Raw genomic sequence first — 12,514 nt, 5'->3', positions numbered from 1 at the left:
GAACTATGTCCATGCAATCTCAAGACATTATTAAACGTTCCGCGACCAATAGCATTACGCCTCCACCACAGGCGCGTGACGATAAATTTGAAGTTTGTAAGCTCATTGACGTGTCATCCTGTATCGGTTGTAAAGCCTGTCAGGTGGCATGTTCGGAATGGAACGATATCCGTGATGAAGTCGGGCACTGCGTTGGGGTTTACGATAACCCAACCGATTTAAGTGCTAAATCTTGGACGGTGATGCGTTTTAGCGAAATCAGTGAACAAGGTAAATTGGAATGGCTTATCCGTAAGGATGGCTGTATGCACTGTGCCGATCCTGGCTGCTTGAAGTCATGCCCATCTGCGGGTGCGATTATTCAATATGCTAACGGTATTGTGGATTTCCAATCGGAACACTGTATTGGTTGTGGTTACTGTATCGCGGGTTGTCCGTTCAACATTCCTCGATTAAATCCAAAAGATAATCGAGTGTACAAATGTACGTTATGTGTTGACCGTGTCGCAGTGGGACAAGAACCCGCTTGCGTGAAAACCTGCCCAACAGGTGCGATTCGTTTTGGTACTAAAAACGAAATGCTGGAATACGGCGCTGAGCGTGTTGAAAAACTGCAAAAACGTGGTTATGCCCAAGCTGGCATTTATGATCCGGAAGGGGTTGGGGGAACCCATGTGGTGTACGTGCTACATCATGCGGATAAACCTGAGCTTTATCACGGATTACCAAAAGACCCACAGATTGATACACCAATTAATCTATGGCAAAGCATCCTGAAACCATTATCGGTAGCAGGCTTTATCGCCACATTTGCAGGGCTGATTTTCCACTATGTGGGTATTGGTCCAAACAAAGAAGTGGATGATGAAGAGGAGAAAGATGACCATGAGTAAAAAGAGCAAAATGATCGTTCGGACTAAATTTATTGACCGAGCGTGCCACTGGACAGTGGTTATCAGCTTCTTCTTAGTCGCCTTGTCGGGTATTGCACTGTTTTTCCCAACCTTGAAGTGGTTGACTGAAACTTTCGGTACGCCACAAATGGGACGAATTTTGCATCCTTTCTTTGGTGTGCTTATTTTCGTCGTGCTGATGTTTATGTTTGTGCGCTTTGTAAAACACAATATTCCAGATAGAAAAGATATTCCTTGGCTACTGAATATTGTTCAAGTTCTCAAAGGTAATGAACATAAAGTGGCTGATGTGGGCAAATACAACGCCGGTCAAAAAATGATGTTCTGGAGTATCATGAGTATGATTTTTGTACTTTTGATTACCGGAATTATTATGTGGCGTCCTTATTTCGCGCATTTATTCCCAATCTGGATGGTGCGTTGGAGTATTTTGGTTCATGCATTAGCCGCGATTATTTTGATCCACGCAATTTTAATCCATATGTATATGGCATTCTGGGTTAAAGGATCTATCAACGGCATGATTGAAGGTAAAGTGAGCCGTCGCTGGGCGAAGAAACATCACCCACGTTGGTATCGTGATGTTGAAGCGAAAGAAGCCAAAGCGGAAGCTGAAAAAAGCCAGTAATTTGGCTGTCAATTAAGTAATATAAGCCACTGTTGTTGACGTTACCGAAAAGGTTACACAATGACAGTGGCTTTTTTATGTTTAAAGAATGTCATGTTTTAGATTGATTATCTTGAGTGATTTCGGAGGGAAAATGGTTGAACTGGTAAGAATTTCTGCAAATGATAAACACGATAATGAATTAATTAATGCGCTATACGATATTTCCTTCCCTGACCACGAACAACGTTCTTATGCAGGGCGAGCGGCATTACTTCGGCTAGAACAATACTATTTATATAAAATTACTGATAATAATCAGTTTGTTGGGTTTATCGGGGGGTGGGCTATTGATGCCTTTTTCTACATTGAACATTTTGCTATTGACCAACACATTCGTGGGGCAGGTTACGGTCAAAAATCGTTGACCGCACTGTGCCAGTTGTACCCACAGATAGTGTTAGAGATAGACCCATTAGTTGATGAGGTTGCGAAAAAACGCCTTCATTTCTATGAAAAAAATGGTTTTGTCAGAAATGACTATGTCCATCATCACCCATGCTATAACACCCAGTATTCACCTCATAAGCTGGAAATTTTAAGCTTAAATACGCCTTTCACACAGAGTCAGTATGACGTATTTAACCATTTTCTGGTGAATACAGTGATGAATAGTCAGTATCTATAAATCTGTCGCTATTTAGCTAATCGCATATGCAGTAAAGGAAATGGATTTCCTTCCCCATCAAGTTCAGAACGCGCATATTGAACAAATCCCATATGTTGATAGAAACCAACCGCTTGCGGATTTTGTTCATTCACATCGACTTCATTAACACCTAGCTGCTCAATGGCGTAATTCAGCAACTGTTTACCGATGCCAGTTCCTCTCGCTTGCGGGGAAATAAACAGCATTTCGAGTCGATTTTCCCCAGCCCCTAAAAATCCAGTGACTTCACCTTGTGGATTTAAAGCGACAAAAACAGACAAATTAGGTAAGTATTGTTCCCTAATGGGTGTTTTTAGCATTTCAATGTTCTTTTCTGGCAGAAAATCATGGGTTGCTCTTACTGAAGCTTCCCAAACACGCATGATTTCATCGTAATGATTAGCGGTAGCTGTTTGAATATTCATTGCATTTTATCCTTATATAGAGAATTTATCTTAGATTGTCAGGCTTGAAAGTCAATATTTGATGGCTATTTTAGTTAAGGGGCGTTTTTGGGATATTACTCTCAGAAAAAAAAGATAACTGCTTCATTATTAGAGGATATGTCCCCTAAATTCATATAAGCACTATACTTTATTTTATTGCAGTGTTTATTGCTTGATTATGTTAATCAATTTAAAAACCATGGTAGGAGTATGCTGATGAAATATAAAATGCTAACAGTGTGTTTATCGGCGGCGTTATTCGCACCAATAGCCCCCGCACTTGCAAGTACAGATAATTCACAAAATATGGAATTAGACCAAGTTTTAGTCCTAAGTCGTCATAATTTACGTACTCCTATTGTTAATACAGGGATCCTGACTGAAATAACGAATAAAAAGTGGCCCGCATGGGATGCAGAAAGTGGCTATTTAACGACAAAGGGCGGGGCGCTCGAAGTGTATATGGGACACTATTTTAGAGAGTGGCTCGACAGCAATAAGCTCTTTGCTAATGAATTATGTCCAACCAGCAGCGATGATGTTTATGTTTACACCAACAGCCTACAAAGAACCATTGCAACAGCCCAGTTCTTTACTGCGGGAGCATTCCCTGGGTGTAAAGTGAATATCCATCACAAGCCAGAAATTGGCACGATGGACCCTGTATTTAATCCAATTATTACTAACAGTTCTCCTGAGTTTAAAAAGCAAGCAATTGATGCGATGGAGTCTCACCTTAAAGGGTTAAACCTGAAGCCAGGTTACGATGAGCTTGGCAATATTCTCAATATAAAAGATTCGAAGAAGTGCGCGACGGACAAACTGTGTAATTTAGCCACGCCAAAAAATAGCTTTATCATTGAAGCCGATAAAGAGCCGGGTGTGAGTGGGCCTTTGAAGATGGCTAACTCTGCCGTCGATGCAATTGATCTGCAATATTATGAAGGTTTCCCTGAGAAAGATGTGGCATGGGGAATGGTCAATAGCGATGAAAAATGGCAAAAGCTGAATACCTTAAAAAATGGTTATCAAGAAACGTTATTTTCACCGAAAATTATCGCAAAAAATGTGGCACATCCAATTTTGAGCTATATGGATAAAGGTTTTGTTTCTGTCAATAAAGGCGAAACTGCTAAATTCATTTTCTTAGTGGGACATGATTCAAATATTGCTTCAGTATTATCCGCGATGGATTTCAAACCATACCAATTACCTCAACAATATGAGCACACACCGATTGGCGGTAAATTAGTATTCCAACGCTGGACAGATAAAAAAGAGAAAAAGGACTATGTGAAGATTGAGTATGTGTATCAAACCGCAGATCAGTTGCGAGACAATGCTTACCTCTCTTTAGCAACTCCGCCAAAACACGTTACCCTTGAATTGAAAAACTGCCCGATTGATAAAAATGGGTATTGTTCATGGGAAGATTTTGAAAATGTGATGAAATCGGCGTTGAAACAGTGATATTCAATGGCTAATAATGCTTGAATGAGGCATAAAAAACCCTGCTCTGAGGAGCAGGGTGTGAAATAGTCACGAAAATGTTTATGAGCCTCTAATTTACCTTAAATATCGAATGAATGGGCTTGTAAATTGTATGGAATTGCCCTTTAGTGTAACAAACTTTAACCCTAACCATTCGACGAGTTAAAATAGAGTTTTCTGTGGTTGTTAACCCTTTATGTGGATTAGCGAACCACTAATACGCTAGTTTTCGCATAACGTACAACAGAGGCCGCATTCGAGCCTAATAAGTAGGTAGACATACTTGGGCGACGTGAACCGAGTAGAATAACATCCGCTTTAATATCTTCAGCTGTTGCCAAAATTTCATCTTTAACTGAACCTACAACCGCTTTTACTTGCACTTTATCTGCAGGGATAGAGAACAGTTTAACTTTCTCTTGCAGCTCTTTCAGAATGATATCAGCTTGTTTTTGATCATCTGGAAAGTCACCTGGCAAAATAGTGCCGCCATAGCGTAAGTAATTGGAAATGGGTGCAGTCACAGCTAAAAAATGAACAGTAGAATTGTTTAGTTTCTGCATTGCATTAACATGCGGAACTAACATTTTGGTGAGGTCGTCTTCGGTAACATCAATAGGAACTAAAATTGTATTGTACATAATATCTCCTTTTTTCTTTTATATTATAAGTTTAGAACATTTTAATCATTTTTCATATTGATTGTTAATAAATTAATATTAACTGAGTTGGATTAAAAATGATGTGAGCGGGAGTACGCAATTGACGGGAATAAAAAATAGATAATAGAAATAATGACAATAGAAAACGGCAATACATGAGGGGGGTATCACCGCTTTTCAAGGAAAATATTATTTTTTAGGCGCTTTAGGTTTTGTGGTTTCTTTTTCTGGGCAAGCAGGTTTTAATCCACCTTTACACGCTTTATCAATATATTCAGCACCGAGTTTTTCATTAAACTCAGTTCCTTCACCATTTTGTAGCATTTTTCCTAATTGATATTCAGCGGGTGGGAACTTTTTATCTGCTGCTTTTTGAAACCACTCAAAAGCCACGAGATAATTTTGTTTTACGCCGGCACCTTGGTAATAGAATTGGCCCATATAGTTTATGGCTTCAGGATTTCCCTTATTCGCCGATTTCTCAATCCAACCATAAGCTGTTTCAAAATCAGATTGAACGCCATTACCATTAAGATACATATCACCTAGAAATAGTTGAGCATCCGCATTGCCTTTATTGGCAGCCATCGTAAGCCATTTCTTGGCCTTCGGATAATCTTGCTTAATTTCGTTACCGACATAGTAACCAATGCCCAGCATAACCTGAGCCTTAACATCCCCTTTTTGTGCTTGTTGCTCAATTTGCTTAATAACTTCGGGAGGAACAGGGGCAGCGAAAGTTAAATTCGTTGAAAATATAAATAAAGAAATGAAGGTCAATAATCGTAACATAAGGCTTTCCGTATCTTAAGTTGGCTATGAATATCCTTATTTCAAGATAAACTCGAAACGGTGTTAACAGTTATTAACTACAGGATATAACCATCAACGCATTAAATACTCTACTTCTATAATTTATAAATATCAACGCTCCATCGAAAATACAGAGTAAACGAGCTTTTTACTCTTCAGGAGTGAATATTCAAAATGTTTTTCTTCATTAATAAGCCTGCAGCGATTCTCTTTGACGCGATAAATGGGTAAAAATTAAATATTACTCTCAATAGCGAACTAGTTATTTATATCGAAAATTAACAAGAGAAATACAAAATACGGAATTATTGCAAAGAATAGTAGTGGTTATCATGGTGTCTTGTGATGTTTAGCACGAAATAAAAGGATAATTGTTGAAATTGTTAATAATCACTAATGGGTTATTAAAAGGCTAACACCTTTAAAAACAAAGAGTTATAATTATTGTGGTCAAAAACAATTAATAGGGATTATTTCCGTCGATAGATAGAGATATTTACGTCGGATTGCTCTTTTTAGAGAAAAATATTCTCTTTATTGGGGGTTTTATAGGTTAATAAAGAGATAATTTTTCTCTCACATATCCTCTATGATGGAATCATTATAATAGCCTGCAAATAATTAAGGTTATTGAAAGAAATAACCACTTAAGTCGCATCTAAAACAAAAAAAATTCTCTTTTAAGAGTTCAACAATATTAAGTGAGTAATTATGGCTACGATCCCTACAATAGATAATGTCGATGATGGAAAAGCTTCTACGGCTGCTTCTCGCGCAGGTATGACGCAAGAACAATGGCGTGCTGCCACTAAGTTTGATGGCACAGATGTTGGTTGGGTGATTATGAGTATCGGGATGGCGATTGGTGCAGGGATTGTTTTTCTCCCTGTACAAGTTGGCTTGATGGGCTTATGGGTATTTTTGCTCTCATCCGTTGTCGGTTATCCTGCAATGTATTTGTTTCAGCGTCTGTTTATTAACACGCTGGCGGAATCACCAGAATGTAAAGATTATCCAAGTGTGATCAGCGGATATTTAGGTAAAAACTGGGGTATGCTGCTTGGCGCGCTCTATTTTATTATGCTGGTGATTTGGATGTTTGTTTATTCAACAGCAATCACGAATGACAGTGCATCTTATTTGCAAACTTTCGGTGTAACGGATGGGTTATTATCTGAAAGTCCTTGGTATGGCCTAGTTCTGATTTGTATTTTAGTCGCCATTTCTTCTCGTGGTGAAAAACTGCTCTTTAAACTTTCAAGCTTTATGGTTCTGACTAAATTATTTGTGGTTGCTGCATTGGGTATTTCCATGGTCGGGATGTGGCACTTATATAATGTGGGTTCATTGCCGCCAGTTGGACGCTTGTTTAAAGAGGCAATCATCACATTACCTTTCACATTAACATCGATTCTGTTTATTCAAACATTAAGCCCAATGGTGATTTCATTCCGTAGCCAAAACGTGAACCGCGAAGTAGCACGTTATAAAGCCCTGCGTGCAATGAATATTGCGTTTATTGTTTTATTCTGTACCGTCTTTTTCTACGCAGTATCATTTACGTTAGCGATGGGTCATGACGAAGCAGTGAAAGCCTATGAGCAAAATATTTCTGCATTAGCCATCGCGGCGAAATTCTTCCCGGGTGGTTGGGTGACTGTCGTCAGTGTCATGTTAAATATCTTTGCCGTCATGACCGCGTTCTTTGGGGTTTACTTAGGTTTCCGTGAAGCAACTCAAGGTATTGTGATGAACATATTACAACGCATGATGCCGGTTGAGCGTATTAACGAAAATTGGGTGAAGAACGGCATTATGATTTTCGCTGTGTTATTAGCTTGGGGGGCGATTATCCTGAACGCACCAGTGCTGAGTTTCACATCCATCTGTAGCCCAATTTTCGGGATGGTAGGTTGTTTGATTCCAGCGTATTTAGTCTATAAAGTCCCAATGTTGCATAAATATAAAGGTATCTCTTTATATCTGATTATTTTTACTGGGATTTTACTGTGTATCTCTCCATTCCTAGCATTCGCTTGATGTCGAGAATATGAATAATGTGCGCTCTATCTTAATGATCGGGCGCACATTTTTTATTTACCAATGAGAATGGTGGTAAATAGAGAGCCGTGATTACTGTTCAAATAACGGGGTTGGTTTGCCATTTTCATCAATAGCCACGAAATTAAACTGCCCGTGGATCACTTCTTCTCGTCCCTCAGCGTACATATCTTCTAAAAAGATAGAGACATTAACGGTAAGGCTAGTGCGACCAACTCGGATCACTTCCCCAACTAATTCAACGATGGTGCCTGATGGGATAGGGTGGGTAAAATTGATTTTTTCTGTGGAGACGGTCACCAATCTTTTGCGGCAAAAACGGGTCGCGGTAATGAAGGAAACTTCGTCCATCCATGCTAATGCAGTACCACCGAATAGGGTGCTATGGTGGTTAGTAGTGGTTGGGAATACCACTTTAGAAACATGGGTAACAGATTGTTCAATTTTTTGTTTGATTACATCATCAACATCGGAACGCATATTTAAGCCTTACTTTCTTTGAATTCTCACTATTTAAAAACTTGAACCGGTAAAAATAATTACTTACCGGAACATTAATGTACATATCATTAATGTTGCCGATAAGTGTAATCCCGATCACAAATAAATACAGTGATTAATCAAAAGTGAATCGTTCCGGCTAAAAAGAGTGTTGCTTTTCCGGTCATCTTGACGCGATTTTGTTCAATTAAGCAGTGTATTTTTCCACCTCGAGCCGAAATCTGGTGACCTAATACGGGGTTTTTCTGTAATCGTTTAGCCCAAAGTGGGGCAATCGCGCAGTGAGAGGTGCCAGTGACGGGATCTTCATTAACACCTTTGGCCGGTGCAAAATAGCGAGATACAAAGTCACACTGTTCGTCGTGAGCTTGGTTATCGGCGCTTTTCGCGGTAATGGTTAATCCCTGCAAAGGTAATTGTGCAAGGCGTAACATATCTGGATGGCAATTCTGCACTTGCTCTGGCGAATCAACAAAGCAGATATAACGGTCTTTGGCTAAATACAATTCGGAAATAGGGGTACCGAGGATCTCGCTTAATTGTGGATACTGGCTTATATCGGCAGGTTCACAATCTAAAATAGGGAAGTCTAACGTGAAGCCTTCTTGATTTTTATGAACCGTCAGTTCTCCAGATAAGGACTGAAATACAATAGGGTTTGCCGGGTGCTGCTTAAACTTGTTTAGAATATACGAAGCGGCTAGGGTCGCATGACCACACAATTTAACTTCCATTACGGGTGTAAACCAGCGGATATGTTCACCGACCAGAAAGGCCGTTTCAGATAAGTTAATTTCGGCGGCGATAGCGATAAGCTTGTCATCAGGAAGCCACTCATCAAGTAAAACGATAGCGGCTGGGTTGCCATGAAATAGGGTATCAGTGAACGCATCGACATAATAAACCGGAACAGACAGTGTGCTCATCGTAAAAGATCCTTGAATGGAAATAATTCATTATGATTAGAAAAGTGAGGGAAGAGTAGCACGAGATTTGCGGTATTGAGGAGAGGTTGGCGCAATAATTGTTGAGATTATTACGCCAACAACGACTATCTAATAACGAATAATATTATTTCGCTTTTGCTTCGTTTTTATCTGCGTTTTGCAGCATTTTTCTGACTGGAATAATCAGGGCTGCTAGCACAACAGCACAAATAACCAGTGCGATAGAAACGTGGGAGAACAGGTCTGGCATTGAATCCAGTTGGTCTTTACGGATATTACCACCCATGATACCTGCAGCTAAGTTACCCAGCGCACTTGCACAGAACCATAATCCCATCACCTGACCGCGCATTTTTTGTGGTGCAAGTAATGTCATGGTTGCCAGGCCAATTGGGCTTAAGCACAGTTCACCTAATGTCAGTAATAAAATACTGCCGACTAACCAGAATGGTGAAACGCCAGTTTGTGTTGCCAGAACGTGGTTAGCTGCAACCATCATGACCGCAAAGCCACCCGCGGCGAACAGGATACCAATAACGAACTTCGTCATGCTGCTTGGGTTCAGATTACGCTTAGCCAAAGAAGGCCAGAACCAGCTGAAAATAGGCGCTAACAGAATGATGAATAAGGCGTTGATTGACTGGAACCAAATCGTTGGGATTTCGAAGTTACCCCATTGGCGATCGGTATAGTCACGCGCAAAAATGTTAAATGATGTTGGCTTTTGTTCAAAGGCAGACCAGAAGAACGCCGCAGCAATTAACAGAATTAAACATGCCAGTAAGCGAGAGCGTTCACTGCTGTTCAAACCTGCACAGAAGAACATGAAAATAAAGTAGATGCCCACACAGGTTGAGATAATGTAAGCCGAGCTTTTTGCGATGACTGAAGGGTTGAATGGGATGGTACCGTTATTGATTAACACCACCAGTACAGCCAGTGCAGCCATGGCAACTGCAACCCATTTACCGACGTTTTTACGTTGAACGGTAGGGTGATTCCATGTGGAATCTAAACCGACTTCTTTGTCATAACGACGCATTTGTGGAATAGCGTAGAAACGGAAGATAAGCAGGGCAACTAACATACCCAAACCACCTAAACCGAAGCCTAAATGCCAGCCATATTTTTCATGTAATGGGCCGATAATTAATGGGGCAATAAATGAACCCATATTGATACCCATATAGAACAGAGAGAAACCACCATCACGACGTGTATCTTCTTTCTTATATAGGGTTCCAACCATGACGGTGATACAGGTTTTAAATAAACCCGTACCTAATACGATCAATAGCAGTCCCACGAAGAAGAAGGTATTGGTAAATAACGCAGACAGCGCTATCGACAAGTGACCCAATGCAATGATCAAAGAACCATACCAAACGGCACGACGCTGACCTAACCAGTTATCCGCGAGCCAGCCGCCCGGTAATGATGTGATATAAACACCACCCGCGAAGATACCCACGATAGCAGAAGCTTGTTCAATCGGCAGCCCCATGCCACCTTGCAACAAAGTTGCACTCATAAAGAGGATTAAAAGAGGACGAACACCATAGAAAGAAAAACGTTCCCACATTTCGGTGAGGAAAAGCGAACTCAACGGGTAAGGATGCCCGAAAAAAGTTTTAGTTTTAGTCGCAGAATGACTCATCTGTGAACTCCAATACGTTGTGACTTAAGAGGTTGTGCCGAATTGTGAATGTGGAGCAAAAGCGCCATCACTGTTTTTTATTGATATGTTAATGCTGTGTTGCAAACATATTTTCGGCATACATTATTATAAAATTGCTAATAAGCAGAATGAATTTATCGTAAGAAAGTCAGTTTTAAGATGAAAATTCGATGTAACTCTCATTCTTACGATAAGGGGGCACAGAATAACGGATTTTTATTGACAATAAAAGAATGTTTTTTGAATCGATTAAGTTGATTAAAAACAGTATGTTACAAAATATTTTTTGCGCTTATAAACTTTTCGTGGAAAAGATAATAAAAAGTTATGTTTTGGCGTAAAAGGGACACATTAACATTACTCTTTAGAGGGAGATGCTCTTAGACCATCGGATTGTTTTCTAATGATAAGCCAAGAGTAAATGAGGTTGACCAACACTAATACGGCTGTGAAGAAGAACACGGCTCTAAAGCCGTATGTTGCTGCAACAAAGGAACCCATTAAAGGACCCGTGACATTCCCCACATCCCGTAATGCTTGGTTGTAGCTAAATATGCGTCCAGTGATTTGGTGAGAAATATTATAAATAATTAAGGTTTGTACGGCAGGTAATAGCGCGGCGTTAAGGGCGCCGAGTAAGAAGCGCAGGGCGCCTAATTCCCAATAACTGCTGACTAGCCCCATCGGGAACAGAACAAAAATTGAGGCGCCAAGTACCGCTAATAAAACACGGTCAGGTCCAATTCGGTCACTCAGTTTACCGAGCATAGGGGCACTAATCAGCGCGGCAACGCCGGGAATGGATGCAATAATCCCACTGATAAAAGCAAGATTATCAATCGAGTCTGAAAGCTCACGAACATACAAGGTGATCACCGGGTTAATCGAACCAATTGATGCTTGGATGATCATCGTGGTGAAAAATAGGCTGATCACTAAATTTTTATTACGTAAAGAGGCAAAAACTTGTTTTCCGGATAGGGCATCTTTGCGTGAAACAGGAGTAAAACGCTCACGAACGTAGAAAAGTGTGACAAAAAAGCAAATAAACAACACGCTAGCGGTAATAAAGAATACTGGACGCAAGCCATATTGGTCGGCAAGTAATCCACCAATCAGTGGACCAATCAATGCACCGCTAACCGCACCGGTTGCCAAAACACCCATCGCCCATCCGCTTTTATTCACGGGGACTTGGGTGGCAATTAGCGCATTGGCATTCGGGACAAACCCACCAAGTAAGCCTAAAAGGGCGCGCAAAGCTAAAAGTTGCCAAATATTCTGCGCAAAGCCAATCAACACCATCACAATCGCCATACCAAGGGCAGAGCGCAACAACATTAATTTACGACCGTGGCGGTCAGAAAGACGTCCCCAAAAAGGGGCGGCAATAGCGGAAAAGAGAAACGTAATACTGAAAACGGCACCCGTCCATAAATTCAAAGAGCCATGGTCAGTAACACCAAGTTCTTCGATATACAGAGGAAGGAAAGGCATGATCAAGCTGAAGGCAGCGCCCGTTAGAAAGCAGCCGAACCAGACAATATAAAGGTTTTTTTTCCAGTAAGTACTTTTCTTCATACATTCCCTTCATACTTCGTGCCGTAGCGTTGTTGGCTTCACTCCCATCATATTTTCGTGCCGCAGCGTTGTTGGCTTCATTCGCGGACCCCAGTCACATACTT

General features: G+C 40.6%; 12 protein-coding genes. 5 read left to right on the top strand and 7 right to left on the bottom strand.

Annotated features, from left to right (window positions below):
• Positions 1 to 5: 5 nt before the first annotated feature.
• The 3 genes from fdxH to PR799_RS02965 all read left to right on the top strand — a co-directional run bounded on the left by fdxH (position 6) and on the right by PR799_RS02965 (position 2,209).
• Positions 6 to 893 (top strand): formate dehydrogenase subunit beta, encoded by an 888-nt coding sequence (gene fdxH / locus PR799_RS02975; protein ID WP_195848254.1) that lies wholly within the window; start codon positions 6 to 8, stop codon positions 891 to 893.
• Positions 886 to 1,542, top strand: a complete 657-nt coding sequence (fdnI, locus tag PR799_RS02970) for a formate dehydrogenase-N subunit gamma (protein WP_272521222.1) — start codon at positions 886 to 888, stop codon at positions 1,540 to 1,542. The genes fdxH and fdnI overlap by 8 nt, the downstream gene beginning before the upstream one ends.
• A 133-nt stretch (positions 1,543 to 1,675) precedes the next feature.
• Positions 1,676 to 2,209: a GNAT family N-acetyltransferase gene (locus tag PR799_RS02965; protein ID WP_272521221.1), complete on the top strand. Its 534-nt coding sequence runs from the start codon at positions 1,676 to 1,678 to the stop codon at positions 2,207 to 2,209.
• 8 nt (positions 2,210 to 2,217) lie between these two features.
• Here the strand turns inward: PR799_RS02965 and PR799_RS02960 are convergent, their stop codons facing one another.
• Entirely contained in the window at positions 2,218 to 2,655 is a 438-nt protein-coding gene (locus PR799_RS02960; RefSeq protein ID WP_272521220.1) for a GNAT family N-acetyltransferase, read from the bottom strand.
• Between the two features lie 237 nt (positions 2,656 to 2,892).
• On the opposite strand from PR799_RS02960, the gene agp reads away from it, so the two are divergent.
• Positions 2,893 to 4,146, top strand: coding sequence for a bifunctional glucose-1-phosphatase/inositol phosphatase (agp, locus tag PR799_RS02955; protein ID WP_272521219.1), 1,254 nt, complete (start codon positions 2,893 to 2,895; stop codon positions 4,144 to 4,146).
• 224 nt (positions 4,147 to 4,370) lie between these two features.
• Here the strand turns inward: agp and PR799_RS02950 are convergent, their stop codons facing one another.
• Positions 4,371 to 4,808: a universal stress protein gene (locus PR799_RS02950; RefSeq protein WP_036951577.1), complete on the bottom strand. Its 438-nt coding sequence runs from the start codon at positions 4,806 to 4,808 to the stop codon at positions 4,371 to 4,373.
• A 210-nt stretch (positions 4,809 to 5,018) separates the two neighbouring features.
• On the bottom strand, positions 5,019 to 5,621 hold the full coding sequence (locus PR799_RS02945) for a tetratricopeptide repeat protein (RefSeq protein ID WP_154604205.1): 603 nt from the start codon (positions 5,619 to 5,621) through the stop codon (positions 5,019 to 5,021).
• Positions 5,622 to 6,353: 732 nt separating this feature from the next.
• On the opposite strand from PR799_RS02945, the gene PR799_RS02940 reads away from it, so the two are divergent.
• Positions 6,354 to 7,682, top strand: a complete 1,329-nt coding sequence (locus tag PR799_RS02940; protein WP_272521218.1) for a hypothetical protein — start codon at positions 6,354 to 6,356, stop codon at positions 7,680 to 7,682.
• A 93-nt stretch (positions 7,683 to 7,775) separates the two neighbouring features.
• On the opposite strand, the gene PR799_RS02935 is transcribed toward PR799_RS02940, so the two are convergent.
• The 4 genes from PR799_RS02935 to mdtG all read right to left on the bottom strand — a co-directional run bounded on the left by PR799_RS02935 (position 7,776) and on the right by mdtG (position 12,410).
• Positions 7,776 to 8,183 (bottom strand): acyl-CoA thioesterase, encoded by a 408-nt coding sequence (locus tag PR799_RS02935; RefSeq protein WP_036951567.1) that lies wholly within the window; start codon positions 8,181 to 8,183, stop codon positions 7,776 to 7,778.
• Positions 8,184 to 8,323: 140 nt separating this feature from the next.
• Complete coding sequence (locus PR799_RS02930; RefSeq protein ID WP_272521217.1) at positions 8,324 to 9,130, bottom strand: PhzF family phenazine biosynthesis protein; 807 nt, start codon at positions 9,128 to 9,130, stop codon at positions 8,324 to 8,326.
• A gap of 145 nt (positions 9,131 to 9,275) precedes the next feature.
• On the bottom strand, positions 9,276 to 10,808 hold the full coding sequence (locus PR799_RS02925; protein WP_036951563.1) for a peptide MFS transporter: 1,533 nt from the start codon (positions 10,806 to 10,808) through the stop codon (positions 9,276 to 9,278).
• A 378-nt stretch (positions 10,809 to 11,186) separates the two neighbouring features.
• On the bottom strand, positions 11,187 to 12,410 hold the full coding sequence (gene mdtG, locus PR799_RS02920; protein WP_272521216.1) for a multidrug efflux MFS transporter MdtG: 1,224 nt from the start codon (positions 12,408 to 12,410) through the stop codon (positions 11,187 to 11,189).
• Positions 12,411 to 12,514 lie beyond the last annotated feature (104 nt).

It is taken from the genome of Providencia sp. PROV202 (genome assembly GCF_028479565.1).
Lineage (GTDB): Bacteria > Pseudomonadota > Gammaproteobacteria > Enterobacterales > Enterobacteriaceae > Providencia > Providencia zhijiangensis.
This window is presented reverse-complemented; position numbering and strand designations above follow the sequence as displayed.

What these genes read in the sequence shown, in the direction of transcription:
- PR799_RS02925 (WP_036951563.1), bottom strand. Translation starts at nt 10,808, where the DNA reads ATGAGTCATTCTGCGACTAAAACTAAAACTTTTTTCGGGCATCCTTAC.
- fdnI (WP_272521222.1), top strand. Translation starts at nt 886, where the DNA reads ATGAGTAAAAAGAGCAAAATGATCGTTCGGACTAAATTTATTGACCGA.
- PR799_RS02930 (WP_272521217.1), bottom strand. Translation starts at nt 9,130, where the DNA reads ATGAGCACACTGTCTGTTCCGGTTTATTATGTCGATGCGTTCACTGAT.
- PR799_RS02945 (WP_154604205.1), bottom strand. Translation starts at nt 5,621, where the DNA reads ATGTTACGATTATTGACCTTCATTTCTTTATTTATATTTTCAACGAAT.
- PR799_RS02950 (WP_036951577.1), bottom strand. Translation starts at nt 4,808, where the DNA reads ATGTACAATACAATTTTAGTTCCTATTGATGTTACCGAAGACGACCTC.
- PR799_RS02935 (WP_036951567.1), bottom strand. Translation starts at nt 8,183, where the DNA reads ATGCGTTCCGATGTTGATGATGTAATCAAACAAAAAATTGAACAATCT.
- PR799_RS02965 (WP_272521221.1), top strand. Translation starts at nt 1,676, where the DNA reads ATGGTTGAACTGGTAAGAATTTCTGCAAATGATAAACACGATAATGAA.
- PR799_RS02940 (WP_272521218.1), top strand. Translation starts at nt 6,354, where the DNA reads ATGGCTACGATCCCTACAATAGATAATGTCGATGATGGAAAAGCTTCT.
- PR799_RS02960 (WP_272521220.1), bottom strand. Translation starts at nt 2,655, where the DNA reads ATGAATATTCAAACAGCTACCGCTAATCATTACGATGAAATCATGCGT.
- agp (WP_272521219.1), top strand. Translation starts at nt 2,893, where the DNA reads ATGAAATATAAAATGCTAACAGTGTGTTTATCGGCGGCGTTATTCGCA.
- mdtG (WP_272521216.1), bottom strand. Translation starts at nt 12,410, where the DNA reads ATGAAGAAAAGTACTTACTGGAAAAAAAACCTTTATATTGTCTGGTTC.
- fdxH (WP_195848254.1), top strand. Translation starts at nt 6, where the DNA reads ATGTCCATGCAATCTCAAGACATTATTAAACGTTCCGCGACCAATAGC.